The sequence below is a fragment of the Shinella sp. genome (assembly GCF_035998705.1).
Lineage (GTDB): Bacteria > Pseudomonadota > Alphaproteobacteria > Rhizobiales > Rhizobiaceae > Shinella.
The window spans coordinates 56,189-81,046 of sequence record NZ_DASYHH010000021.1 but is presented as its reverse complement, the minus strand read 5'-3'; the positions used below and the strand labels follow the sequence as shown (position 1 = coordinate 81,046).

Sequence of the window (24,858 nt, the reverse complement as noted above, 5' to 3'; positions counted from 1 at the left end):
GCGAGAGACCGCCAATGCGCCAAGAGGCCACATCAGGGGACGCCGGACGACGATCGCTCGTGCTCGGCCTCGGCTGCGAACGCGGCACGTCCCCCGCCGAACTCATCGATCTTGCCATGTCGGTCGTCGTGCGCCCCTCGGACGTCGTCTTTGTTGCGACGCTGGATGTGCGCGCCGACGAGCCGGCCATGCATGCCGTCGCGCGGCATTTTTCGGCCCGCCTCGTGACCTTCCCGGCGGCACGCCTTGAGGCGGAGACGCCGCGACTTGCCAATCCGTCGGCGGTCGTCTTCGCCCATACGGGCTGCCATGGTGTTGCCGAGGCGGCGGCGCTGGCGCAGGCCGGGGCAGGCGGCAGGCTGATCGTCGAGAAGACGAAGTCGGCGCATGCGACCGTGGCGATCGCGGAATCTTTCCAATCGTTTACGGGGGATTCTTCTTTAAGTGATTCCGTCTCCTCCTCCCTTGATTCAAGCCGGGACCACGCCTGATGCAGACCCTGTTTTCCGCCCTTCCGTCGATGGAAAAAGGCAGCGTCTGGCTCGTCGGCGCCGGGCCGGGCGATCCGGGCCTGCTGACGCTGCATGCCGCCAATGCGCTTCAGCAGGCGGATGTCATCGTGCATGATGCGCTGGTCAATGCCGAGTGCCTGTCGCTGGCGCGCGCCGGCGCCGTGCTGGAATTCGCCGGAAAACGCGGGGGCAAACCCTCGCACAAGCAGCGGGACATTTCGCTGCGGCTTGTCGAACTGGCGCGCGCCGGCCACCGCGTGCTGCGGCTGAAGGGCGGCGATCCCTTCGTCTTCGGGCGCGGCGGCGAGGAGGCGCTGACGCTGGTCGAACATGGCATACCCTTCCGCATCGTGCCGGGCATCACGGCCGGCATCGGCGGGCTTGCCTATGCCGGCATCCCGGTCACCCACCGGGAGGTCAACCACGCCGTCACCTTCCTGACGGGCCACGATTCCTCCGGCCTCGTGCCGGACCGCATCAACTGGGAAGGCATCGCCAAGGGCTCCCCCGTCATCGTCATGTATATGGCGATGAAACATATCGGCCAGATCGCCGCCAACCTGATCGCCGGAGGGCGCTCACCGGACGAGCCGGTCGCCTTCGTCTGCAATGCCGCGACCGCCGAACAGCAGGTGCTGGAAACGACGCTTGCCCGCGCCGAGAAGGATGTCGCCGCCGCCGGCATCGAGCCGCCCGCCATCGTCGTCGTCGGCGAGGTCGTGCGGCTGCGGCCCTCGCTCGACTGGCTCGGCGCCCTGACGGCGGGCCGCACGTTGGCGCCCGATCCGTTTCGCTCGCACGAGATGAAGGACCAGGCATGAGCGGATTGCTCATCGCCGCGCCCGCGTCCGGCTCCGGCAAGACGACGGTGACGCTGGGGCTGGCGCGCGCGCTGGCCGATGCCGGCCTTAGCCTCGTCTCCGGCAAGGCGGGGCCGGACTATATCGACCCGGCCTTCCACGCCGCCGCCAGCCGCAAGCCCTGCCTCAACTACGATCCCTGGGCGATGCGCCCGGCGCTCATCCGCGACAATGCCGCGACGCAGGCCGGCGCGGGGGATTTCCTGCTCATCGAGGCGATGATGGGCCTCTTCGACGGGGCCGCCGACGGCACGGGCGCACCGGCGGATCTTGCCGCGACGCTCGGCCTGCCGGTCGTGCTCGTCGTCGATTGCAGCCGCCTGTCCCAGTCGGTCGCGGCCATGGTGCTGGGCTACCGGGATTTCCGCCGCGATATCCAGGTTGCCGGCGTCATCCTCAACAAGGTCGGCAGCATCAGGCACGAGGCGATGCTGCGCGGCGCGCTGGAGGCAAGCGGCATCGAGATTTTCGGCGTGCTGGAGCGGGATCCGGCGCTCGCCCTGCCGGAGCGCCATCTCGGCCTCGTGCAGGCGGGCGAGCATGGCCGGCTGGAAAGTTTTATCGCGCATGCGGCGGATGTGGTGAAGCGCTGCTGCGACCTCGACCGGCTGGTTTCGGTGGCCTCAACACGGACCCCGCCGGCGCCGGCGCCGTCCGTCTCGCGCCTGCCGCCGCTCGGCCAGCACATCGCCATCGCCCAGGATGTCGCTTTCGCCTTCTCCTACGAGCACCTGCTGATCGGCTGGCGCGGGGCCGGTGCAAGCCTCTCCTTCTTCTCGCCGCTGGCCGATGAGGCGCCGGGCGCTGGTGCCGATGCGATCTATCTGCCCGGCGGCTATCCGGAACTGCATGGGGCCGCTCTTGCCAATGCCGGCCATTTCCGCCTAGGCATGCATTCGGCGGCGCGCCGGGGGGCGCGTATCTATGGCGAATGCGGGGGGTATATGGTTCTGGGGGAGGCTCTGGTTGCGGCGGATGGCTCCCGCCACGAGATGCTCGGCCTGCTGCCGCTCGTCACCAGCTTTGCCGAACGTCGCCGCCATCTCGGCTATCGCCGCGTCATGCCGCTTGAGGGCAGCGGCTTTGCCGCGCCGATGACGGCGCACGAATTCCACTATTCGACGGTCGTGCACGAAGGAGAAGCGGAGCGCCTCTTTACCGTGACGGATGCGATGGGCGACGACCTCGGCGAGGCCGGGCTACGGCGCGGCGGCGTCGGCGGCTCCTACATGCACCTGATCGACCTCGCGCCGGAGGCCGCATGACCGCGCCGCGCATCGTGCATGGCGGCGGCATTGCCGCGGCGGCCGCGCGTTACGGCGGCCGGCCGGAGGACTGGCTCGACCTTTCCACCGGCATCAACCCTAATCCCGCTATTCTCCCCGAAGTGGACATCACCGCCTGGCACCGCCTGCCGGATCGCCACCGGCAGGACGAAACCCGCGCCGCCGCCGCCCGCTTTTACGGCACGCCCAATGCGCTGCCGCTCCCGGTTGCCGGTACGCAATCCGTCATCCAGCTTCTGCCGCGTCTCGTCGCCGCCGGCCGTCGCGCCGCCGTGTTCTCGCCGACCTATGGCGAATATGCCCGCGTGCTCGGCAATGCCGGCGTGCCGGTGGATCGCGTCGCCAGCCCCGCTGAGGTGACGGGCGCGCATGGCCTCGTCATCGTCGTCAACCCGAACAATCCGGACGGCCGTCTGTTTTCGCGCGAGACGCTGCTCGACCTGCATGCCCGCGTCGCGGGCGAGGGCGGCCTGCTGGTCGTCGACGAGGCCTTCGGCGACATGCGCCCGGAAAGCTGCATCGCGCCGTATGCCGGCGATGGCCGGCCGGGGCTTCTCGTCTTTCGCTCCTTCGGCAAGTTTTTCGGCCTCGCGGGCCTGCGCCTCGGCTTCGTGATCGGCGAGACGGCGGTGGTCGAGCGTATCGAGGACGGGCTCGGCCCCTGGGCCGTCTCCGGCCCGGCGCTCACCATCGCGACCCGTCTGATGGGGTCCGACACCGCCGCCATCGGCCGCTCCATCGCGGCGCGCAAGGCGGCGCTCGATGCGGTGCTGACCGGCGCGGGCCTCGCGGTCGTCGGAGGCACGGGCCTCTTCTCGCTGGTGGAGCATGCGGATGCCGCAACCCTCCACGAAGCGCTGTGCCTCCGCCATACCCTTGTCAGGCCGTTCGACTACAATCCGCACTGGCTGCGCTTCGGTCTGACACCGGATGCCGCAGGGGATGTCCGGCTTGCAGCGGCGCTGGCGGAGGGGATGGCCGGCCGATGACGGAGACGCTTTTCCTGCTGTTCTTCGCCCTCGTGCTGGATCGCCTCGTCGGCGATCCGGACAAGATCTGGCGGCGCGTGCCGCATCCGGTCGTGCTGTTCGGCCGGGCGATCGGGCTGATGGACAAGCTCTTCAACGGAAAACGCCTCTCTGCCGATACCAAGCGTTTCAATGGCGCTGTCGGGATTGCCGTGCTGATTGCGGCAAGCGTCTTCCTCGGCGTCCTCGTGCACCGGCTTCTCGGCCCCCTCGGGCTCGTCGGCGCCGTCGTCGAGATCGTCGTCGTTGCGATCTTCCTCGCCCAGAAGAGCCTCTACGACCACGTGCGGGCCGTCTCGAGTGGCCTCAAGCGTGGCGGCCTCGACGGTGGGCGCCAGGCGGTGTCGATGATCGTCGGGCGCGATCCGGCGACGCTCGACGAACCGGCGGTCTGCCGGGCGGGCATCGAGAGCCTTGCGGAGAATTTTTCCGACGGCGTCGTGGCGCCGGCCCTGTGGTATGCGCTGTTCGGCCTGCCCGGCCTCTTCGCCTACAAGATGCTGAACACGGCCGATTCGATGATCGGCCACAAGAACGCGAAATATCTCGATTTCGGCTGGGCCTCCGCCCGGCTGGACGACCTTGCCAACTGGCCGGCCGCACGCCTGTCGATCGCCTTCATCGCCGCCGGCGCCTGGCTGCACAAAAGCCGGGCGGCGCCGCGGGCGGCCATCGGCACGGCGCTGCGCGACAGCGGCCTGCATCGCTCGCCGAATTCCGGCTGGCCGGAAGCCGCCATGGCCGGGGCGCTCGGCATCGGCCTTGCCGGCCCGCGCATCTACGGCGGCACGCGCGTCGACGAGCCGATGATGAATGCGAGCGGCCGCACCGTGGTGACGATCGCGGATATCGATCTGTCCTTGCGGATATTTTCCGCAGCCTGTGCTGCTCTTGCGGCTGTTGTATTGCTGGCGGCGCTTCTTTCCGCTCTGCTTTGAGCGACCGGGCCGCACTTCACTAAAATTTTACAGCTTAACTTCGTTTTCTTTTCGCCACCCCCGTCAATATTGCGGAAGGCTGAAACGTCTATATTCTGTCTCGCTGTGAGACATGGCGTTCAAGCCATGCCAATCGTTTCGAGGGGAAGTCATGCGTAAGTTATTTGCGACCGCAGTCGCATTCCTTCTTGTACTGTTTCAAACCCAGACCGCACTTGCCGCCAACATTACCGCGCAGATCAGCCTTTCTTCGCAAACCATGACCGTTACTCAGAACGGCGTCGTAAAACACCGTTGGCGCGTCTCCACCGGCCGCAAGGGCTATGGCACGCCGACCGGTGCCTGGAGCGCGAAATGGGCGTCGCGCAACCATCGTTCGCGCAAGTACAACAATGCGCCCATGCCCTTCGCGATCTTCTTCAAGGGGGGATATGCGGTGCACGCGACCTACGAGACCAAGCGCCTCGGCAGGCCGGCCTCGCATGGCTGCGTGCGGCTTTCGCCGGACAATGCGGCGACGTTCTACCAGATGGCGAACCGCAGCGGGCTTTCCAACACGCGCATCGTCATCACGCGCTGACGCGCGCGTCGGCCTCAGTCGTTGCCGGCGTGGCGCATCAGCCGGTCCATGTCGGGAACCGTGACGTGGCGGTTGTTCTCGATGCGGATGACGTTTTCCTTGCGCAGCTTGGTGAACTGGCGGCTGACGGTCTCGATCGTCAGCCCGAGGAAATCGGCGATATCGGCGCGCGACAGCGGCAGGTCGAACGAGGACATGTCGAGGCTTTCCGGGTCGATATGGGTGGCAATGAGATAAAGGAAGCTCGCGACCTTCTCCTGCGCCGACTTGCGGCCGAGCGTCAGCATCCAGTCGCGCGCCTCGTCCAGCTCCTTCAGCGCCTGCTGGTGCAGCCGGTGCTCCAGCTCCGGCGTTCTCTTGACCAGTCGGTCGAGCACGTTGCGCGGGAAATTGCAGATCTCGCTTTCGGTCGCCGCTTCCGCCGAGATCGCGCTTTCGGCAAGGAACGGCCGGCCGAGGAAATCGGGCGCGAACTGCAGGCCGACGATCTGCTGGCGGCCATCCGCCATCACCTTCGTCAGCTTCACCACGCCGCGCATGATGTTGGAATAGTTCACCACCGTCTCGCCCTGGCCGATCACTTCGGCGCCGCTGTCCAGCCGGTGGCGGGAGGAATGTTTGTTGAGCTCGGTCAGCTGCTCGGCCGTCAGCACGCCGCATACGCCGCCATGGCGCGCCTCGCAGGCGCGGCAGACAAGGGGGATATCGGAATTATGGATATCTTGGCGGCGAATTTCCATATCGGCTTCCTTTCGCCTTGCGGCGCATATGGCGGTGCTACCGCACGCAGACAGGAACATAAAGCGTGCCGCCTCGCGGCAAAATGGCGCTTCCTGACTATTGTCAAATCCTAGCCGAGTCATTCCGGCTTTCACTTGATCAAAATCAAATGGCGGCCGCCATTTCGGGTTTATTTGCCTTGGCGAGCAAGGAGATGACCATGCAGGATGCCCTCGTAGAACGCCTTTCGTCGCCAGTGCCGCGCTATACAAGCTATCCGACCGCGCCGCATTTCAACGATAGTATCGGTACGCAGGTCTATGCGGACTGGCTCGACCTGCTCGGGCGGGACAATCGGCTGTCGCTCTATGCGCACATTCCCTATTGCGACCGGCTCTGCTGGTTCTGCGCCTGCCACACCAAGCAGACGCTGCGCTACGAGCCGGTCGAGGCCTACCTGAAGGGGCTCCACGCCGAAATCGCCGCGGTCGGTGGCCGGGTTTCGCGGGATGCACCCGTTACCGCGCTGCATTTCGGTGGCGGCTCGCCGACACTGCTGCGGCCGGAGGACATGGTCGCGCTCAAGGCCTGTCTGGCGCAAAACTTCGCCTTCGTGAGCGATGCGGACATCTCCGTCGAGATGGACCCGAACGATCTCGACGAGGCCCGCCACGACGCACTTGCCGAAATCGGGATGACGCGCGCCAGCCTCGGCATCCAGGATTTCGATCCAAAAGTGCAGAAAGCGATCAACCGCATCCAGACCTTCGAACAGACGCGCGGCGTGGTGGAGGCGGCGCGGGGGCGGGGCGTGCGCTCGGTCAATTGCGACGTTCTTTACGGGTTGCCGTACCAGACGATGGAAACGCTGGCGGAAACCGTGCGCGCGGTCATCTCGCTGGCGCCGGACCGCATCGCGCTCTTCGGCTATGCCCATGTGCCGTGGATGAAGAAGCACCAGACGATGATCGACGAGGCGAGCTTGCCTGGCGTCGTTGCCCGTTTCCACCAGATGACGATGGCGGCGGAGATGTTGATGGCGGCGGGCTACGAGGCGATCGGCATCGACCATTTCGCGCTTCCCGCCGACCGGCTCGCCGTTGCGGCCCGGCAAGGCACGCTGCGGCGCAATTTCCAGGGTTATACCGATGACCAGGCGGATGCGCTGATCGGGCTTGGCGCCTCCTCCATCGGCCAGCTGCCGCAGGGCTATATCCAGAACATGCCGGCGACGGGCGAATATCTGCGCCGGGTGGAGGAGGGTGGTCTAGCGGCCGTGCGGGGCTATGCACTGACCGAAGAGGACCGCGCCCGCGCCTGGGTGATCGAACGCGTCATGTGCGATTTCGGCTTCTCCTTTGCGGACCTGCCGCCGGCGTTTCGCCGCACCATCCGCGCCGAAGCGTCCGGCTTTGCGGCCGCCGACAGGGACGGCCTCTGCCGCATCGAGGAGGACCGCTTTCTCCTGACCGCGACCGGCCGGCCCTTCGCCCGTACGGTCGCCGCCATTTTCGACGCGCACCTCGCCAGCGGCCGTGGCCGGCACTCCACTGCGGTCTGACCGTCGGTTGTGGCATGCTGTTTGCGCAACACAGCATCGCCGACTGCGCAGGGCCCTCATCAAACCCCATTGGCAATTGCGTCGGTTTTCCCTATAGGATCGCGCGACCAAAGATTCATGAGGTATGGGCGTGACTGCTACATTCGACAAGGTTGCCGACATCATTGCTGAGACGAGCGAGATCGATCGCGAGACGATCACGCCTGACAGCCACACGATCGACGATCTCGGCATCGACAGCCTGGACTTCCTCGACATCGTCTTCGCGATCGACAAGGAATTCGGCATCAAGATTCCGCTGGAACAGTGGACGCAGGAAGTCAACGAAGGCAAGGTCGCGACGGAAGAGTATTTCGTCCTGAAGAACCTCTGCGCCAAGATCGACGAACTTCGGGCCGCCAAGGCTTGAGGTTACGGCGCCCGCCTCGGCGGGATTGACCGGACGATCCCGGTGCCTTTGGCTCGCGGCCTGCCGACTTCGGCAGGCCTTTCGATTTCCGGACCTTGCCGGAGGTGATACCCCGATGCTGCTCGAATATTTCCAGATGATCGATCGCGTGGAAGCCGTCGACGGCGCGCGCCGCAGGCTTACCGCCCGCTCGGTCGTGCCCGCGCAAAGCCCCGTCTTCGAGGGCCATTTCCCCGGTATGCCGCTCGTTCCGGGCGTGCTGCTCATCGAGACGATGGCGCAGGCTTCCGGCTTCCTCGTGCTGGCGGCCACCGATTTTGCGGCCATGCCCTTCCTGATGACCGTCGACGGCGCCAAGATGCGCACCTTCGTCGAGCCGGACGCCGTGCTCGACATCGAGGCGGTGCTGGAGCATGACGGGTCGGGTTATGCGGTGACCAAGGCGAAGATAACGTCTGCCGGCAAGAAGGTCTGCGACGCGCAGCTGAAGCTGCGCACCGTGCCGTTCGCCGAGGTGCCGCTCGGCGATATCGTGCGCAAGCGCGCGGGCGAGGTGGGTTTGTTCGAGGCGCTCGAAGCGTCTGCGGAAGGAAAGTGAGCATGGCGAACAACGATGTGGTGATCACCGGCGTCGGCATCGTCACCTGTCAGGGTGTCGGGGCCGAGGCGCATGTGGCGATCCTCGGTGCCGCGACGGCGCCGGACCTGAAGATCGAGACGGAACGTTTCGCGCCCTATCCGGTGCATCCGATGCCGGAGATCGACTGGAACCAGCAGATCCCCAAGCGCGGCGACCAGCGCCAGATGGAGAACTGGCAGCGCCTCGGCGTCTTCACCGCCGGCCTCGCGCTCGACGATGCCGGCTTCAAGGACGATGCGGAGGCCTGCGGCACGATGGACATGATCGTCGCGGCCGGCGGTGGCGAACGCGACATCGCGGTCGATTCGCTGATCGTCGACGAGGGCCTGAAGCGCAACGACCGCGAGCGGCTGCTCAACGAGAAGCTGACCACCGAGCTTCGCCCGACGCTGTTCCTCGCCCAGCTTTCCAACCTGCTCGCCGGCAATATTTCCATCGTGCACAAGGTCACCGGCTCCTCGCGCACCTTCATGGGCGAGGAGGCGGCCGGCATCAGCGCCGTCGAGACCGCCTTCCACCGCATCCGCTCCGGCCAGTCGACGCATACGCTCGTCGGCAGCGCTCTCGTCGCCGAGCGGCAGGACGTCATCCTGCTCTATGAGGCCATCGGCGCGCATGCGACCGGCGGCTGGGCGCCGCTCTGGTCGCGCGACGAGGATGCCGGCGGCGGCATCATCACCGGCACGGCGGCGGCCTTCCTGATGCTCGAATCCCGGGCGCATGCAGAGGCCCGCAACGCGCGCATCTATGCGACGATCGATGCCATCGGCGGCGACCGCGGTTCGCGCGACGAGGGGCGGCTGGAAGCCCGCCTCGACCGGCTCGCCGAAGGGGCAACGGCCGGCGCCGACACCCTTATCCTTTCCGGCGCCTCCGGCCAGCATGACCCGACGGCACGGGAAAGGGCCTGGCTCGACCAACGCTTTCCCGGCAGCCCGGTGCGCGGCTTCAGCGCCGTCACGGGCCAGGCGCTCGAAGCGCAGTTTCCGCTTGGGCTGGCACTTGCCGCGCTGACGCTCGGCGCCGGTCTCGAGGTCGCTCCGTTCGATGCGGCGGCCGAGGCGGCCATGAGTGCGCCCGCGCGCGCCGCGGTCGTGACCACGGTCGGTCATTCGCGCGGCGAGGGCGTCGCAATTCTTGTCGCAGAGAAGTGAGGTTACGGCCATGACGAAAGCCGCTTACAGGGATCATCTCGGTCGCCCGATCGTCGCCATTACCGGCATGGGCGTCATCACCTCGCTCGGACAGGGGCTCAAGGACAACTGGGCGGCGCTGACCGGCGGCGTCTCGGGCATCCACGGCATCACGCGTTTTCCGGTCGAAGGGCTCAACACCCGTATTTCCGGCACCGTTGATTTTATAGACCTTCCCGTCGAAAACCCGGTCGAGCGTTCCTTCGCCTATGCCCGCGAGACGACGGACGAGGCTTTGGCGCAGGCCGGCCTGTCCGGCGATTTCGGCGGCCCGCTCTTCCTCGCCGCTCCGCCGATCGAGCCGGACTGGAGCGACCGCTTCGCGCTCGCCGACCGCGCCCCGCCCTCGCAGCGTCCGGGCGATGCCTATGACCGCTTCCTCTCCGTGCTGCGCGGAAAGCCCGAGCCTGCGCTGCACGAGGCCTGGGCTTTCGGCGCGATTTCCGAGCGCCTTGCCGATCGTTTTGGCACGCGCGGGCTGCCGGTCACGCTCTCCACGGCTTGCGCCTCCGGCGCTACGGCCATCCAGCTCGGCGTCGAGGCGATCCGCCAGGGCCGTACCGACCGCGCGCTGACCGTCGGCACCGATGGCTCGGTGACGGCCGAGGCCCTCATCCGCTTCGCACTGCTTTCCGCGCTGTCGACGCAGAACGACCCGCCGACCAGGGCCTCAAAGCCCTTCAGCAAGGATCGCGACGGTTTCGTCATTGCCGAGGGTGCGGCGACGCTCGTGCTGGAATCGCTGGAATCGGCGATTGCCCGTGGCGCCAAAGTGCTCGGCATCCTCAAGGGCTGCGGCGAGAAGGCCGACCATTTCCACCGCACGCGCTCCTCGCCGGATGGCGGCCCGGCGATTGCGACGATCCGCGCGGCGCTGGAAGATGCCGGAATCGACGAGAGCGGCATCGGCTATATCAATGCGCATGGCACCTCGACGCCGGAAAACGACAAGATGGAATATCTCTCCATGTCGACCGTCTTCGGCGACAAGCTTGCGGGCATTCCGGTCTCGTCCAACAAGTCGATGATCGGCCATACGCTGACGGCGGCGGGTGCCGTCGAGGCGGTGTTCTCCATCCAGACCATGCTGACCGGCACGCTGCCGCCGACCATCAACTACACGAACCCCGACCCGGCGATCGTGCTCGACGTCGTGCCGAACGTGAAGCGCGATGCGCGCGTCACCGCGGTTCTCTCCAACTCCTTCGGCTTTGGCGGCCAGAACGCCAGCCTCGTCATGACGGCCGAACCGGCCTAGACACCTGTCGAGTTCGAGACGAGGTGTTTTTTACCGTCATCCTCGGGCTTGTCCCGAGGATCTACCGACGCTACGCAATGACCGCTGGCAGATGCTCGGGACAAGCCCGAGCATGACGATGGTCTAAGTGGAAGAAAGAGCGAAATATCATGCGTGCCCTGCAGCTTCTCGACGACCGCAAACTCGAACTGACCGATATTCCGGAACCGGACGCACCCGGTCCCGGCGAGGTCACGTTGCGGGTCAAAGCCGTGGCGCTCAACCATATCGACGTCTGGGGCTGGCGCGGCATGGCCTTCGCCAAGCGCAAGATGCCGCTGGTCATCGGCGCGGAAGCGGCCGGCGTCGTCGAGACGCTTGGCCCCGGCGTCTCCAGCGTGCTGCCCGGCCAGCTCGTCTCGATTTATGGCGCGCGGACCTGCGGGCTTTGCAAGCCCTGCCGCGAAGGCCGCGACAATCTCTGCGAACATGTCGGCGGCGTGCATGGCTTCCACCTCGATGGTTTCGCGCAGGAGAAGGTGAACCTTCCCGCCCGCCTGCTCGTGCCGGCACCGCCCGGCGTGGATGCGGTCGCGGCCGCCCTTGCCCCCGTCACCTTCGGCACCGTCGAGCACATGCTATTCGACAATGCCAAGCTCGAGCCGGGCGAGACGATCCTCGTGCATGCCGGCGGCTCCGGCATCGGCTCCGCCGCCATCCAGCTCGCCAAGAAGATCGGTTGCACCGTCATCACCACCGTCGGCTCGAACGACAAGATCGAACGGGCCAAGGCGCTCGGCGCCGATCACGTCATCAACTACCGCGAAGACCGGTTTGAAGGCGTCGTGCGCAAGCTGACGAAGAAGAAGGGCGTCGACGTCGTCTTCGAACATGTCGGCAAGGATACCTGGGCGGGCTCGATGCTCTGCATGAAGCGCGGTGGGCGTCTGGTCACCTGCGGCTCCACCTCCGGCATCTCGACCGACATGAACCTGATGATGCTGTTCCAGCAGCAATTGAAGCTGCTCGGCTCCTTCGGCTGCCGCATGGAGAACATGGCGAATGCCATGCAGAAGATGGCGCGCGGCCTCGTGTACCCGGTCATCGACACGGAAATCACCTTCGACGGTATCGCAACCGCTTTGGAACGCATGGAATCGCGCCAGATTTTCGGCAAGATCGTCCTGAGGCTGGACTGACCCGGTGCGGATGGTCGTCACACGCCTGGTTCTGGCGGCAAGGAACACCAAGCAATGGCTGGTGGCGCAGTTCGCCTTCGGCCTGCTCAACCTCCTGAAGCTGCTGCCGGCGGATGGCGCCATCAACTTCGCCGACCGCTTCGCGCGCTGGATCGGCCCGAAGACGAGCCGCCACAAACTGACGCTCACCAACCTGCGCAATGCCTTCCCGGAGAAGTCGGATGCCGAAATCGAGGCGATCGCGCTCGATGCCTGGGGCAATATGGGCCGGCTTGCCGCCGAATATGTCTTCCTCGACCGGCTGTTCGACTTCGATCCCGCGCGCCCGACGCCCGGACGTATCGAGGTCTCCGGCATTCCGCTCTTCGTGGATCTGCGCGACAATCCGCGGCCCTTCATCGTCTTCACCGCGCATACCGGCAATTTCGAGCTGCTGCCGGTGGCGGGGGCGGCCTTCGGGCTCGACGTGACGGTGCTCTTCCGGCCGCCGAACAACCCCTATGTCGCGGAAAAGGTGTTCGAATTCCGCCGCGCGCGCATGGGCCACCTGGTGCCGTCCCATGCCGGTTCCTCCTTTACGCTCGCCCGCAAGCTGGATTCCGGCGGCCCGGTCGGCGTGCTGGTCGATCAGAAGTTCAACAAGGGGCTGCACACCAAATTCTTCGGCCGCGACGTGCAGACCAACCCGCTGCTCGCAAAACTCGTGCGCCAGTTCGACTGCGAGGTCTATCCCGCCCGCTGCATCCGCCTGCCCGGCAACCGCTATCGCCTGGAACTGGAACCGGCGATGACGGTGCCCCGCAAGGAGAACGGCGCCGTCGATGTCGATGCGACCGCGCAGATGCTGAACGACAAGGTGGAGCAGTGGGTGCGGGAATATCCCGGTCAATGGTTGTGGTACCACGACCGGTGGAATATCAAGCGCAGCCTTATTACTTGACTGCTCACGATTTCTTTCTTTGTATTCTAAATCTGAACGTATTCATTATTCCAGATTATACGACTTTGGGCTAATTAAGGGTTTGACATCCCTCCATACGCTGTTACCATTTTGCTAATTGAAGCGCTTTGGACGGCATATTTTCGGGAGGAAATATCGAAACCATATCCCCTTTCCAGAAGGTTTAAGTAGTGTAGTTATGAAATTGCTGTAGAGTTCAGCAATTCAGGGAGCAAGAATTGAAAGCTCTTGTAGAGTTGTTCTGGTTTAAGTATTCGCAACTCCAGCATGCCGTGAAGGTCGGAAACGAAAGGCTCGTTTCCATGCTGGACAGAGAAATCGAGCCGGCCCTGGCGGCCGTTTTGCAGAGGGAGGCCCGCGACGTCTCCGAACTCCGCTTCCAGTTCCAATTCGTGGTGGACCTCCTGCGCGAGGAATCGGAAGACAGGGCCTGCGTGCTCCGGCAGGCGCATAGTTTCAAGCTCTTGCTGGATCGTTATTTCGGCACCGACGAGGCCGCGCAGCCCTTCCGCGTGGACATGCCGGAGGTCGCGCGCCCTGTCGCCACGCCGCGCGTGGTGGAGGACGGTCTGTTGAACGAGGCGATCCTCGACAGCCTGCCGGATCGCGTGGCCGTCATCACGACGGATTATCGTTATCTCTATTCAAACCCGCTCAATGCCGAGCGTTTCAGCGAGAAGCCCATCGACCTCGTGGGGCGCCATATCGTGGAATTCATCGGCATGCAGCGTTTCGAGAGCCGCGTGAAGAAGCATCTGGACCGGTGTTTTGCGGGCGAGGTGGTGGAATATGACTACATGTCGCCGCGCCGGAGCAATTCCATCACCCGCTGCCGCATGACGCCCTGCATGTCGGCCGCCGGAAATGTGCTCGGCGCCATCCTCGTGCTCCAGGAAACGCTGGACGCGCGCGGGCCGATCGCGGCCTGAGCTACGATGCGAGCCCGGTGCCGCGCAGCATGAACTGCTGTTCGAAGGCGATGTGGCGCCGGATCGATTCAAAGAAGCCGCGGAGCATGTAGCCCGCGGCTTCCGCGTTGACGGTGCCGTCGCCGCTGCCGAGCCGCGTCAGCGTGTCGGTCAGCTCCTCCGCGAAACATTCGTCCTCGACATGTTCGAACTTCAGCCGCGCGATGGCGCCGGCCAGTTCCCCGTCATGGGCGCGCAGGCTTTCCAGCAGCGGAAACAGCGCCTCCTCTTCATAACGATGCACGCCATTGACCAGCGGAATCAGGGATTTCGCCGCATAGATGCATTTCTGCCGGTTGATGTTTGCCGGCAGGCTGTCGGCGATTTCCTCCAGCGCCGTGCAGAGCGTCAACTGGGCGTGATGGGCCTTCTTCAGCCAGTCCAGCGAAACCGTGTCCGTCGGGCGGTCCGAAAGCAGCCGGGCGATATCTGCATAGTCCGTCATCTCGTGCTTCCTCGTTTGGGAAGGGCCGCGGCGCCGTGCGACGCGCGGCTGCGTCAACCTGTCCCTTTGATGCCGCCGGCTTCCGTCCGCTGCCTTGATCCATGTCAAGGATGCTCGCCTGCGCATCTGCGAAGCCTCGATCGAGCGCAAGGGCCTGCTCCGCGAGGGAGCCGGCTTGAGCGGGAAATTGACCGGTTGGGGGATGCCAACGATGAAATTCATGACGGAAACGATCGTGCTGGCCGTGGGCGCGTTCATCGCGCTGCTCGGCGCGGCCTTTGCCGAGGACAGGCTCTTCGAGGCCCATATGTGGGTTCTCTTCTTCGTGTTGCTCGCCAGCACGCTCTTCATGGTGCGGCGCATTTCCTTTGCGCCCGCCGTCGCCGCCACGTCGCATTCGGATGACGACGGCTATTTCGACGAGGTCGTCAAGTACGGCGTCATCGCGACGGTGTTCTGGGGCATCGTCGGCTTCCTGGTCGGCGTCGTCGTGGCGCTGCAACTGGCCTTTCCCGATCTCACCATCGAGCCCTGGCTCAATTTCGGCCGCGTTCGCCCGCTGCACACCTCGGCGGTTGTCTTCGCCTTCTGCGGCAATGCGCTGATCGCGACGTCCTTCTACGTCGTGCAGCGCACCTCGCGCGTCCGGCTTTTCGGCGGCAATCTCGGCTGGTTCGTGTTCTGGGGCTACCAGCTCTTCATCGTCATGGCCGCCACCGGCTATCTGCTCGGCATCACGCAGGGCAGGGAATATGCCGAGCCGGAATGGTACGTGGACATCTGGCTCACCGTCGTCTGGGTCGCCTATCTCGTTGCGTTCCTCGGCACGATCATCAAGCGCAAGGAACCGCATATCTACGTGGCGAACTGGTTCTTCCTGTCGTTCATCGTGACGATCGCCATGCTGCACATCGTCAACAACCTGGCCATCCCCGTCTCGTTCCTCGGCGTGAAGAGCTACTCGGCCTTCTCCGGCGTGCAGGATGCTTTGACGCAATGGTGGTACGGCCACAATGCCGTGGGCTTCTTCCTAACCGCCGGCTTCCTCGGCATGATGTACTACTTCATCCCGAAGCAGGTGAACCGCCCGGTCTATTCCTACCGGCTGTCGATCATCCACTTCTGGGCGCTGATCTTCATGTATATCTGGGCCGGCCCGCACCACCTGCACTATACGGCGCTGCCCGACTGGGCGCAGACGCTCGGCATGGTCTTCTCGATCATGCTCTGGATGCCCTCGTGGGGCGGCATGATCAACGGCCTGATGACGCTGGCGGGCGCCTGGGACAAGATCCGCACCGACCCGATCGTGCGCATGATGGTCATGGCCGTCGCCTTCTACGGCATGGCGACCTTCGAAGGCCCGATGATGTCGATCAAGTCGGTCAACTCGCTCAGCCACTACACGGACTGGACGATCGGCCACGTGCATTCCGGCGCCCTCGGCTGGAACGGCCTCATCACCTTCGGCGCGATCTACTTCCTCGTTCCGAAACTGTGGAATCGTGAACGGCTCTACTCGATCCGCATGGTCAACTGGCACTTCTGGCTCGCCACCCTCGGCATCGTGGTCTACGCCGCCGTCATGTGGGTCGCCGGCATCCAGCAGGGCCTGATGTGGCGCGAATACGACGAGCAGGGTTTCCTCGTCTACTCGTTCGCCGAAACGGTCGCGGCCATGCTTCCCTACTACGTGCTGCGCGCCGTCGGCGGTGGGCTGTTCCTCCTGGGTGCGCTCATCATGGCCTGGAACGTGACCATGACAATCCTCGGCTACCAGCGTGACGAGGCCCCGATCCCGGGGGCTGCGCCCGCGCTTCAGCCGGCCGAATAGGAGGGACCCGATGTCCATTCTTGATAAACACGCCATCCTCGAACGCAACGCGACGCTTCTCCTCGTCGGCTCGCTCCTCGTGGTCACCATCGGCGGCATCGTTGAGATCGCGCCGCTCTTCTACCTGGAAAACACCATCGAGAAGGTGGAGGGCATGCGACCTTACTCGCCGCTGGAGCTCGCCGGGCGCGACATCTACGTCCGCGAAGGCTGCTATGTCTGTCATAGCCAGATGATCCGGCCGTTCCGCGACGAGGTGGAGCGCTACGGGCATTATTCGCTTGCCGCGGAATCGATGTACGACCACCCGTTCCAGTGGGGCTCGAAGCGTACCGGGCCGGACCTCGCCCGCGTCGGCGACCGCTACTCGAACGAGTGGCATGTCCAGCACCTGATCGAGCCGCGCTCGGTCGTGCCGGAATCGGTGATGCCGAGCTACGCCTTCCTCAAGGAGACGCCGCTCGAGGTGAAGACCATCTCCATGCACCTCTCGGCAAACCGCGCCGTCGGCGTGCCCTATACGGACGAGATGCTCGAAAACGCCGAGGCCGACATGAAGGCGCAGGCCGACCCGAATGCCGATACCTCCGGCATCGAGGCCCGCTATCCGAAGGCCAAGTTCGGCGATTTCGACGGCGATCCCAGGAAGCTCACCGAAATGGATGCGCTTGTCGCCTATCTGCAAATGCTCGGCACGCTGGTGGATTTCTCCACCTATGACGATGCCAGCGGCTACCGCTGAGGAGGCCCCCCTATGGAAACCTATACCGCCATGCGCCACTTCGCCGACAGCTGGGGGCTTCTCGGCATGACGCTGTTCTTCCTCGCCGTCGTCGTCTTCACCCTTCGCCCCGGCGCCCGCAAGGCCGCCGAGCGGGCCGCCGAAATCCCCCTCAAGGAGGACTGATCATGGCCGAGAAACACATTGACGACATCTCGGGCGTCGAAACCACCGGTCACGAATGGGACGGCATCCGCGAACTCAACAACCCGATGCCGCGCTGGTGGGTCTGGACATTCTACGCGACAATCCTCTGGGCGATCGGCTACACGATCGCCTTCCCGGCCTGGCCGCTGATCTCCGACACGACCAAGGGCATGCTCGGCTGGTCGAGCCGCGGCACGATCGCGACGGACCTTGCCGGCGCCAGGCAAGCCCAGGCCGGTTTTGTCGACCGGATCGCCAAATCCTCGCTTCAGGAGATCATGGCCGACCCGCAGCTCTCGCAATTCGCGATTGCCGGCGGCGCCTCGGCCTTCAAGGTCAACTGTGCTCAGTGCCACGGTTCGGGTGCTGCCGGTGCCGCCGGCTTCCCGAACCTCAACGACGACGACTGGGTCTGGGGCGGCACGGTGGACGCCATCTACCAGACGATCGCCCACGGCATCCGGCATCCCGGCGACGACGAGACCCGCATCTCGGAAATGCCGGCCTATGGCGACATCCTCCAGCCCGATGAGATCAAGCAGGTCGCGGCCTATGTCGTCAGCCTGACGGGTACCCCATCGGATGCGAGCCACATCGCGCCCGGCAAGCAGATTTTCGCCGATAACTGCGCCGCCTGCCACGGCGACGACGCGAAGGGCAACCGCGAGATGGGCGCCCCCGACCTTGCCGACGCCATCTGGCTGAAGGGCGAGGGCGAGGCCGCCATCGCCGCGCAGGTCAAGTCGCCGAAACACGGCGTCATGCCCGCCTGGCTGCCCCGCTTGGGAGACCCGGCGGTCAAGCAGCTCGCCGTCTTCGTGCATTCGCTCGGCGGCGGCGAGTAAGCGCCGCGCGTTCCGAACGGCAAGGCCGCGGGTTTGCGCGGCCCCAGACTGCCGACAAAGTCCGCCAACCTCTCTTCCGTCATGCTCGGGCCTGTCCCGAGCATCTGCAACGTCTTGATTTTTTTGAGATGTCGGCAGATCCTCGGGACAGGCCCGAGGATGACGGGAGAGTGTGACGGGAGGTTTTTCAACAAACCGAGGCCGCGGGTTTGCGCGGCCTTCGCCTTTTACGGCGCTCACGCGACGACCGTGTTCCGGCCTGCCGATTTTGCCCGGTAGAGATTGCGGTCGGATGCGGCGAGCGCCTCCACCGGATCGAAACGCGGCGCGCAATGGAAGGCGCCGATGCTGATGCCGAGCGCGATCCGTATTCCCTCCTGCGATCGCAGGTCGACGGCTTCCACCGCCTCGCGGATCGCCTGCGAACGATCGAGCATGCGCTCCGGCGAGGCCGCGTGCAGGAAGACGGCGAATTCCTCGCCGCCGAGCCGGCCGACCAGATCGTCTTCCGCGACCAGCCGGGACAGCAGGGTGCCGATGCGGCAGAGCGCCTCGTCGCCGGCCGCGTGGCCGAAGCGGTCGTTGACCGACTTGAAGTGATCCACATCGAGAAAGAGCAGGCCGCCATGCGCGCCGGCGCGGCTGCGTTCATCGAGCGCTGCCATGAAGGTTGCGCGGGTGAAGACGCCGGTCAGGGCATCACGCTGCGCCTGGTATTGCAGGCGGGCATAGGCGTCGGCCAATTCGTCCTTGGCCTGCGCCAGCGCGGCGTTCGCCGAGCGTACCTTTTCCGCCAGGTAGAAATGCACCAGCGAGGCCGGGATGGAGATGGCGATCGGGCAGACGATCGTCATGACGAGGCCGGCGCCCGCCACCTTGCCGCCCATCATGGGAACGAAGGCGAAGCTGATCATCAGCGATGCCAGCGTGGAGAGCACCCCCACCGCCAATGCCTTGCCCAGGATTTTGTACATAACGAGCCCGCGCCAATTGTTGATCGCGGGCTTGTCACTAGGAGCGTCTGATTGAAAAAGCCTGAATTGCTTCGATAAAAGTCTTCCGGCGATCACATTGACGCAACGGAAGGCATTCTAGCGGTCGGACCAGACCGCAAGCTCGTAGCCGTCCGGATCGGTGAACTGGAAACGCCGGCCGCCCGGAAAGTCGAAGATCGGCTTGACGATCGTCCCGCCCGCCTTTTCCACGCGGCCGAAGATGGCTTCCAGATCGTCCGCGAAGAGGATGACGAGCGGCCCGCCAACTGCATTGACCGGCGCGGTCGTCGTGAAGCCGCCGGTGAGGCGACCGTCCTGGAATTCGCAATATTGCGGGCCGTAGTCGGTGAAGGTCCAGCCGAAGGCATCGCCGTAGAAAGCCTTGCTCCTGGCGATATCCGCGACGTTGAATTCGATATAGTCGATCTTGCGATCCGCGCCTCTGCTGCTCATCGCGGTGTCTCCTCCTGTTCCATCAGTTTTGCGAGCGCCTCGAGGTCGCGCGTCACATGTGCCGCGTCCGACGCGAAGGCCGCATCGTCCATATCCGGCTGCCGCAGCAGTGTGAACATGACTTCGCATCCATCGCCATTCGGCACGATGCGCAGCGCGTTCTCCACCACCAGCCCGCTCGGTAGCGTTACCGTGTGGTCCACCACGCCAAAATCGTTCGGCGGCGCAAAGCGCACGCGGACATTGCCGATCGGGCCGCCATCGGCGATCCAGTCCTCGCCGTCGCGCGTCAGGCCGGAGGCGAGGCCGGACGCCCAGAGCGGCATGTTTTCCGGCTTGGCGGCAAAGGCATAGACCGCGCGCCAGTCGCGCTGGATGGTCCGGTGGATGATGCGGGCGGGCATGGTCATCGGTTGTCTCCTTCGGTGCGAACCATACGCGATCGGCAAGCGAAGTCTTTAACGAAACGGACAGTCAACCGCGCATCTGCCGCAGGATTTCGCCCGGCGTCAGGCTGGGCAGCGCCAGCACTGCGGCAACCCGCCACGCCGTGCCCTGCCGCAAACTTGACTTACATCAACGATGGCCGGGTTTGTTGGCGTCATTGTGGTGGCACAACGACAGGTGCCGCAGAAGCCATGCAACAGACTACCACCACGATCTACAATTCCGTCGAGCGCCATGACGCCGAACCCGTCAATTCGGCGAAGGTTCGCAAGCCGCTTTACGAGAAGCGCAAGAAGATCTTCCCGAAGCGCGCGGAGGGGCGGTTCCGGCAGTTCAAATGGCTGGTCATGCTGGTGACGCTCGGCATCTACTACCTGACGCCGTGGATCCGCTGGGACCGCGGCCCGCATGCGCCGGACCAGGCCGTGCTCGTCGATCTCGCCGGCCGCCGCTTCTACGTCTTCTTCATCGAGATCTGGCCGCAGGAGTTCTTCTTCGTGGCGGGCCTGCTCGTCATGGCGGGCTTCGGGCTCTTCCTCGTCACCTCCGCCGTCGGACGCGCCTGGTGCGGTTATGCCTGTCCGCAGACCGTCTGGGTCGACCTTTTCCTTGTGGTGGAACGGGCGATCGAGGGCGATCGCAATGCGCGCATCAAGCTCGATGCCGGGCCGTGGACGCTGGACAAGGTGTGGAAGCGCGTCAGCAAACACGCCATCTGGCTGGTGATCGCGGTCGCGACCGGCGGCGCGTGGATCTTCTATTTCGCCGATGCGCCGACCCTGCTCGTCGATTTCGCGACGCTTCGGGCGCCGCCGGTTGCCTACATGACGGTCGCCATCCTGACGGCCACCACCTATGTCTTCGGCGGGCTGATGCGCGAGCAGGTCTGCACCTATATGTGTCCCTGGCCGCGCATTCAGGCGGCAATGCTCGATGAAAGCTCGCTGGTCGTCACCTACAACGACTGGCGCGGCGAGCCGCGCACGCGCCACACGAAAAAGGCGGCGGCTGCCGGCGAGAGCGTCGGCGATTGCGTGGATTGCAACGCCTGCGTCGTCGTCTGTCCCATGGGCATCGACATCCGCGACGGCCAGCAGATGGAATGCATCACCTGCGCGCTCTGCATCGATGCCTGCGACAACGTGATGGACAAGCTCGGCCGGGAGCGCGGCCTGATCGCCTATGCCACGCTGTCGGATTATTCGAGCAACATGGCGCTCGCCACCGCAGGCGGCACGACGGCAATCGATCCCAGGCGCGTGCGGGACGCTAGAGGGCGTTTCAGCGACAAGATCCGCCATTTCGACTGGCGCATCATCTTTCGCCCGCGCACGCTTGTCTATTTCGGTGTGTGGTCGCTGGCCGGGCTCGCGCTCGTCTTCGCACTGCTGTCGCGCGACCGGCTGGATCTCAACGTCATCCACGACCGCAATCCGCAATTCGTGCTCGAATCGGACGGCTCGGTGCGCAACGGCTATGCCGTGAAGCTGCTCAACATGATCCCCGAGCCGCGCGTCATCACCGTGTCGATCGAGGGCATGCCGGGCGCCACCATGAAGGTCGCGGGCCACGACAGCGCCGATAGCAGGAGCGTCGATATCCCCGCCGATCCGGACAAGGTCACGGCGGTCCGCGTGTTTGTGACGCTGCCGAAGGATCGCCTCGCGGAGGCGGCCGACGGTTTCCGCATCATCGCCGAGGACCGGCAGGGCCACGAACGCGACGTCTATTCCGCCAATTTCAACACGCCGGGAGCGAAATGATGGCTACGCAACACAAACAAGATTTCGTCTTTACCGGCTGGCACATGCTCGGCGTCATGGTGCTGTTCTTCGGCACGATCATCACCGTCAACCTGATCATGGCCTGGAACGCCTCGCACAGCTGGAGTGGCCTTGTCGTGCCGAACACCTATGTCGCCAGCCAGCAGTTCAACGGCAAGGTGGCGGAAGCCGAGGCGCTTGCGGCCAGCGGCATCGAGGGCAGCCTGACGATCGAGGGCAACCGCATCACCTACACGGTCGTCGATGCGAAGGGCGGGGCGATCGTCGCCGACGACGTCCTGGCCGTGTTCAAGCGGCCGGTGGACGAACGCAAGGACTTTTCCGTCGATCTCCAGCCGGCCGGGCAGGGGCTTTTCGTGGCGGAATACGCCGTGCCGGCGGGCCAGTGGATCGTCGATATCAGCACGAAGCGGGACGGGGCGAAGGTTTTCCACCAGACGATCCGCACCGTTGCTGGCGGGGGCGTGCAATGAGCTGCTGCGCACCCGGCACGGAAGGCGCCGTCGAGGCGGCGCGCGCGGCTTTGCCCTCCTCGGAGGAACTGATGCTCGCCAGCCGCCCGGTCGGCGAGGGGCTGCGCCAGAGCGATCTCAGCGTGCCCGGCGTGTTCTGCGGCGCATGCATCTCGACCATCGAGGGCGCGCTGAACGCGCTGCCGGAAGTGGAGCGGGCGCGCGTGAACCTGTCCACGCGCCGCGTCTCCGTGGTCTGGAAAGAGGCGGTCGAGGGGCGGCGGACCGATCCGCAGGCGATCGCCGCCGCGATCGAGGCCACCGGCTATGATGCGCATCTCTTCTCGCTGGCCGCCGAGGGCGACGACCACCTGCGCAACCAGCTGATCCGCGCCGTCGCCGTCGCCGGTTTCGCCGCGACGAACATCATGCTGCTCTCGGTCTCCGTCTGGTCGGGCGCGGAGGCCGCGACGCGCGACCTGTTCCACTGGATTTCCGCTTTCATCGCCGGCCCGACGCTGATCTATGCCGGCCGCTTCTTCTACCAGTCGGCGTGGAAGGCGCTCTGCCACGGCCGCACCAACATGGACGTGCCGATCGCGCTCGCCATCACGCTCTCCTATGTGGTCTCGCTGTGGGAGACGCTGCACAGCGCGGAACATGCCTGGTTCGATGCGACGGTGAGCCTGCTGTTCTTCCTGCTCATCGGCCGCACGCTCGACCATGTCATGCGCGACCGTGCCCGTTCGGCGATCACCGGGCTTGCCCGCCTCTCGCCGCGTGGCGCCATGGTGGTGCGGGCGGATGGCACGCGCGACTATCGGCCGGTCGAGGAGATCGCCATCGGCGAACATCTTTCTATCGCAGCCGGCGAACGCATCCCCGTCGATTGCCGCGTGCTGTCCGGCGCCAGCGATGTCGACCGCTCGATCGTCAACGGCGAGAGCGATCCGCTCGCCGCCACGCCCGGCACGCGGCTCGAAGCCGGCGCGATGAATCTCACGGGCTCGCTGCTGGTCGAGGTCGTCGCTACGGCGCGCAATTCGTTCCTGTCGGAGGTCATCGGCCTGATGGAGGCCGCCGAAGGGGGCAGGGCGCGTTATCGCCGCATCGCGGATCGCGCGGCGCAGATCTATTCGCCGGCGGTGCATCTGCTGGCGTTCACCGCCTTCCTCGGCTGGGGCCTTTACGATGGTGATTGGAAACACGCCATGCTCGTCGCCATTGCCGTGCTGATCATCACCTGCCCCTGCGCGCTCGGCCTTGCCGTGCCCGTCGTGCAGGTCGTCGCGGCGGGGCGGCTCTTTGCCGGCGGCGTCATGGTGAAGGACGGTTCGGCCATGGAGCGGCTTGCCGAAATCGACACCGCCGTCTTCGACAAGACCGGCACGCTGACGCTCGGCAAGCCGCGCCTCGTCGATCGCGATAGGGTCACCCGCGGCCATCTGGCGCTTGCCGCAGCACTCGCCGCCCATTCGCGCCATCCGCTCTCGGTGGCGCTTGCGGGCGCCAATGCCGGTCCGATGCCGGTCATAGATGCGGTGGCGGAGATTGCCGGCGGCGGTCTCGAAGCCGCAACACCGCAGGGCCTGCTCCGTCTCGGCAACCGCGCCTTCGCTTGCGGCAAGGCGGTGACGGGCACGGAGGACCATGGGCTGTCCGAGGTCGTGCTGTCGCGCGACGGCGTGGAGCTAGAAACCTTCCGCTTCGAGGATTCTTTGCGCGCCGGTTCCACGGAAACCATTCAGACCCTGAAGCAGGACGGAATCGAGATGGCAATCCTCTCCGGCGACCGTGCGCCCGCCGTCGCCCGCATTGCCGGCCTGCTCGGCATCGGCCGCTGGCGTTCAGCCCTCTCGCCGCGGGAAAAGACGCAGGCCGTCGCCGAACGCGCGGCCGATGGCCATCGTGTGCTGATGGTCGGCGATGGCATCAACGATGCGCCGGCGCTGGCCGCCGCCCATGTCTCCATGGCGCCGGCTACGGCGGCGGATGCCGGCCGGCAGGCGGCGGATTTCGTCTTCCTGCATGAAAGCCTCGAAGCCGTGCCCTTCGCTTTGGAGACCGCCCGCCGCGCCGGTCGCCTGATCCGGCAGAACTTCGCGCTCGCCGTCGGCTACAATGTCATCGCCGTGCCGGTCGCGATTCTCGGCCACGCCACGCCGCTGATCGCCGCCATCGCCATGTCCACGTCGTCGATCATCGTGGTGCTCAACTCGCTGCGGCTGCGCGGAACGATGCCGGCTTTCGCGGCGCGCGCGGCCGGCGAGGCGCGCCCGGCCGAGCCCATGGTGCAAGCCGCATGAACACGCTGGTCTTCCTCATTCCCATCGCGCTTTTCCTCGGTGGGCTCGGCCTTGCCGCCTTTCTCTGGTCGCTGAAAAGTGGCCAGTACGATGACGTGGAGGGCGCCGCGTGGCGTGTTCTCGACGACGGCGACGACAAGCCTGCGGGCTAGTTTCAACTGGTTCTAAAAGCGTTGCTTCACCAAACATTTGCTTGTCGTAAATCGATTTGAATGCCAAAACACGTCGGCTGGAGCGGAGCTCCAAACTCTCTTTCTGCGCGGCGTTTCCGGCTGGG

At 65.3% G+C, this 24,858-nt stretch carries 27 protein-coding genes; 22 read left to right on the top strand and 5 right to left on the bottom strand.

Annotated elements, in window-relative coordinates; translation table 11 throughout:
- Nucleotides 1–14: 14 nt before the first annotated feature.
- The 6 genes from VGN93_RS15860 to VGN93_RS15835 all read left to right on the top strand — a co-directional run bounded on the left by VGN93_RS15860 (nucleotide 15) and on the right by VGN93_RS15835 (nucleotide 5,204).
- Nucleotides 15–491: a cobalamin biosynthesis protein gene (locus tag VGN93_RS15860; RefSeq protein ID WP_327508202.1), complete on the top strand. Its 477-nt coding sequence runs from the start codon at nucleotides 15–17 to the stop codon at nucleotides 489–491.
- On the top strand, nucleotides 491–1,333 hold the full coding sequence (gene cobA / locus VGN93_RS15855; RefSeq protein ID WP_327508201.1) for a uroporphyrinogen-III C-methyltransferase: 843 nt from the start codon (nucleotides 491–493) through the stop codon (nucleotides 1,331–1,333). Before VGN93_RS15860 ends, cobA begins: the two co-directional genes overlap by 1 nt.
- Complete coding sequence (locus VGN93_RS15850; RefSeq protein ID WP_327508200.1) at nucleotides 1,330–2,637, top strand: cobyrinate a,c-diamide synthase; 1,308 nt, start codon at nucleotides 1,330–1,332, stop codon at nucleotides 2,635–2,637. The genes cobA and VGN93_RS15850 overlap by 4 nt, the downstream gene beginning before the upstream one ends.
- Nucleotides 2,634–3,647 (top strand): threonine-phosphate decarboxylase CobD, encoded by a 1,014-nt coding sequence (gene cobD, locus VGN93_RS15845; RefSeq protein ID WP_327508199.1) that lies wholly within the window; start codon nucleotides 2,634–2,636, stop codon nucleotides 3,645–3,647. Before VGN93_RS15850 ends, cobD begins: the two co-directional genes overlap by 4 nt.
- The gene (cbiB, locus tag VGN93_RS15840; protein WP_327508198.1) at nucleotides 3,644–4,624 is read left to right on the top strand and encodes an adenosylcobinamide-phosphate synthase CbiB; all 981 of its coding nucleotides are present in this window, start codon (nucleotides 3,644–3,646) and stop codon (nucleotides 4,622–4,624) included. Before cobD ends, cbiB begins: the two co-directional genes overlap by 4 nt.
- 151 nt (nucleotides 4,625–4,775) lie before the next feature.
- The gene (locus VGN93_RS15835) at nucleotides 4,776–5,204 is read left to right on the top strand and encodes a L,D-transpeptidase (protein WP_256115500.1); all 429 of its coding nucleotides are present in this window, start codon (nucleotides 4,776–4,778) and stop codon (nucleotides 5,202–5,204) included.
- 14 nt (nucleotides 5,205–5,218) lie between these two features.
- Here VGN93_RS15835 and VGN93_RS15830 read toward each other — a convergent pair whose 3' ends face one another.
- Nucleotides 5,219–5,944 (bottom strand): Crp/Fnr family transcriptional regulator, encoded by a 726-nt coding sequence (locus tag VGN93_RS15830; protein ID WP_319323331.1) that lies wholly within the window; start codon nucleotides 5,942–5,944, stop codon nucleotides 5,219–5,221.
- Between the two features lie 200 nt (nucleotides 5,945–6,144).
- Here VGN93_RS15830 and hemN point away from each other — a divergent pair, with 200 nt between their 5' ends.
- The 8 genes from hemN to VGN93_RS15790 all read left to right on the top strand — a co-directional run bounded on the left by hemN (nucleotide 6,145) and on the right by VGN93_RS15790 (nucleotide 14,053).
- A complete protein-coding gene (gene hemN, locus VGN93_RS15825; RefSeq protein WP_327508197.1) occupies nucleotides 6,145–7,485 on the top strand; it encodes an oxygen-independent coproporphyrinogen III oxidase in 1,341 nt (446 codons plus the stop codon).
- Between the two features lie 124 nt (nucleotides 7,486–7,609).
- Nucleotides 7,610–7,894: an acyl carrier protein gene (locus VGN93_RS15820; RefSeq protein WP_256115503.1), complete on the top strand. Its 285-nt coding sequence runs from the start codon at nucleotides 7,610–7,612 to the stop codon at nucleotides 7,892–7,894.
- Nucleotides 7,895–8,009: 115 nt separating this feature from the next.
- Nucleotides 8,010–8,492, top strand: a complete 483-nt coding sequence (locus tag VGN93_RS15815) for a 3-hydroxyacyl-ACP dehydratase FabZ family protein (RefSeq protein ID WP_327508196.1) — start codon at nucleotides 8,010–8,012, stop codon at nucleotides 8,490–8,492.
- Nucleotides 8,489–9,688, top strand: a complete 1,200-nt coding sequence (locus VGN93_RS15810) for a beta-ketoacyl-ACP synthase (protein ID WP_327508195.1) — start codon at nucleotides 8,489–8,491, stop codon at nucleotides 9,686–9,688. The genes VGN93_RS15815 and VGN93_RS15810 overlap by 4 nt, the downstream gene beginning before the upstream one ends.
- A gap of 10 nt (nucleotides 9,689–9,698) precedes the next feature.
- Nucleotides 9,699–10,985 carry a beta-ketoacyl-ACP synthase gene (locus tag VGN93_RS15805; protein ID WP_327508194.1) on the top strand — a complete coding sequence of 429 codons (1,287 nt, stop codon included), beginning with the start codon at nucleotides 9,699–9,701 and terminating at the stop codon, nucleotides 10,983–10,985.
- A 149-nt stretch (nucleotides 10,986–11,134) separates the two neighbouring features.
- Nucleotides 11,135–12,163: a zinc-binding dehydrogenase gene (locus tag VGN93_RS15800; protein ID WP_327508193.1), complete on the top strand. Its 1,029-nt coding sequence runs from the start codon at nucleotides 11,135–11,137 to the stop codon at nucleotides 12,161–12,163.
- Between the two features lie 10 nt (nucleotides 12,164–12,173).
- Nucleotides 12,174–13,103, top strand: a complete 930-nt coding sequence (locus tag VGN93_RS15795) for a lipid A biosynthesis lauroyl acyltransferase (protein ID WP_327508311.1) — start codon at nucleotides 12,174–12,176, stop codon at nucleotides 13,101–13,103.
- Nucleotides 13,104–13,426: 323 nt separating this feature from the next.
- The gene (locus VGN93_RS15790; protein WP_327508192.1) at nucleotides 13,427–14,053 is read left to right on the top strand and encodes a PAS domain-containing protein; all 627 of its coding nucleotides are present in this window, start codon (nucleotides 13,427–13,429) and stop codon (nucleotides 14,051–14,053) included.
- A gap of 1 nt (nucleotide 14,054) precedes the next feature.
- Here the strand turns inward: VGN93_RS15790 and VGN93_RS15785 are convergent, their stop codons facing one another.
- Complete coding sequence (locus tag VGN93_RS15785) at nucleotides 14,055–14,537, bottom strand: hemerythrin domain-containing protein (RefSeq protein ID WP_327508191.1); 483 nt, start codon at nucleotides 14,535–14,537, stop codon at nucleotides 14,055–14,057.
- Between the two features lie 211 nt (nucleotides 14,538–14,748).
- On the opposite strand from VGN93_RS15785, the gene ccoN reads away from it, so the two are divergent.
- From ccoN to ccoP, 4 genes are read left to right on the top strand one after another with little or no spacing between them, the layout of a single operon-like run.
- Entirely contained in the window at nucleotides 14,749–16,371 is a 1,623-nt protein-coding gene (gene ccoN, locus VGN93_RS15780) for a cytochrome-c oxidase, cbb3-type subunit I (protein WP_327508190.1), read from the top strand.
- A 10-nt stretch (nucleotides 16,372–16,381) separates the two neighbouring features.
- Nucleotides 16,382–17,113 (top strand): cytochrome-c oxidase, cbb3-type subunit II, encoded by a 732-nt coding sequence (gene ccoO / locus VGN93_RS15775; RefSeq protein ID WP_327508189.1) that lies wholly within the window; start codon nucleotides 16,382–16,384, stop codon nucleotides 17,111–17,113.
- A gap of 12 nt (nucleotides 17,114–17,125) precedes the next feature.
- The gene (locus VGN93_RS15770; RefSeq protein WP_327508188.1) at nucleotides 17,126–17,278 is read left to right on the top strand and encodes a cbb3-type cytochrome c oxidase subunit 3; all 153 of its coding nucleotides are present in this window, start codon (nucleotides 17,126–17,128) and stop codon (nucleotides 17,276–17,278) included.
- A gap of 2 nt (nucleotides 17,279–17,280) precedes the next feature.
- A complete protein-coding gene (gene ccoP, locus VGN93_RS15765; RefSeq protein ID WP_327508187.1) occupies nucleotides 17,281–18,144 on the top strand; it encodes a cytochrome-c oxidase, cbb3-type subunit III in 864 nt (287 codons plus the stop codon).
- Between the two features lie 236 nt (nucleotides 18,145–18,380).
- On the opposite strand, the gene VGN93_RS15760 is transcribed toward ccoP, so the two are convergent.
- The 3 genes from VGN93_RS15760 to VGN93_RS15750 form a co-directional block, all read right to left on the bottom strand.
- Nucleotides 18,381–19,118: a GGDEF domain-containing protein gene (locus VGN93_RS15760; protein ID WP_327508186.1), complete on the bottom strand. Its 738-nt coding sequence runs from the start codon at nucleotides 19,116–19,118 to the stop codon at nucleotides 18,381–18,383.
- A 117-nt stretch (nucleotides 19,119–19,235) separates the two neighbouring features.
- Entirely contained in the window at nucleotides 19,236–19,592 is a 357-nt protein-coding gene (locus tag VGN93_RS15755; protein WP_319323303.1) for a VOC family protein, read from the bottom strand.
- Complete coding sequence (locus VGN93_RS15750; protein ID WP_327508185.1) at nucleotides 19,589–20,002, bottom strand: SRPBCC family protein; 414 nt, start codon at nucleotides 20,000–20,002, stop codon at nucleotides 19,589–19,591. The genes VGN93_RS15755 and VGN93_RS15750 overlap by 4 nt, the downstream gene beginning before the upstream one ends.
- Before the next feature lie 228 nt (nucleotides 20,003–20,230).
- Here VGN93_RS15750 and ccoG point away from each other — a divergent pair, with 228 nt between their 5' ends.
- The 4 genes from ccoG to ccoS are packed head-to-tail and all read left to right on the top strand — an operon-like array spanning nucleotide 20,231 to nucleotide 24,733.
- The gene (gene ccoG / locus VGN93_RS15745; protein ID WP_327508184.1) at nucleotides 20,231–21,802 is read left to right on the top strand and encodes a cytochrome c oxidase accessory protein CcoG; all 1,572 of its coding nucleotides are present in this window, start codon (nucleotides 20,231–20,233) and stop codon (nucleotides 21,800–21,802) included.
- Complete coding sequence (locus tag VGN93_RS15740) at nucleotides 21,802–22,296, top strand: FixH family protein (RefSeq protein ID WP_327508183.1); 495 nt, start codon at nucleotides 21,802–21,804, stop codon at nucleotides 22,294–22,296. Before ccoG ends, VGN93_RS15740 begins: the two co-directional genes overlap by 1 nt.
- Nucleotides 22,293–24,581 carry a cation-translocating P-type ATPase gene (locus VGN93_RS15735; RefSeq protein WP_327508182.1) on the top strand — a complete coding sequence of 763 codons (2,289 nt, stop codon included), beginning with the start codon at nucleotides 22,293–22,295 and terminating at the stop codon, nucleotides 24,579–24,581. Before VGN93_RS15740 ends, VGN93_RS15735 begins: the two co-directional genes overlap by 4 nt.
- The gene (gene ccoS / locus VGN93_RS15730; protein WP_327508181.1) at nucleotides 24,578–24,733 is read left to right on the top strand and encodes a cbb3-type cytochrome oxidase assembly protein CcoS; all 156 of its coding nucleotides are present in this window, start codon (nucleotides 24,578–24,580) and stop codon (nucleotides 24,731–24,733) included. Before VGN93_RS15735 ends, ccoS begins: the two co-directional genes overlap by 4 nt.
- Nucleotides 24,734–24,858: the final 125 nt, after the last annotated feature.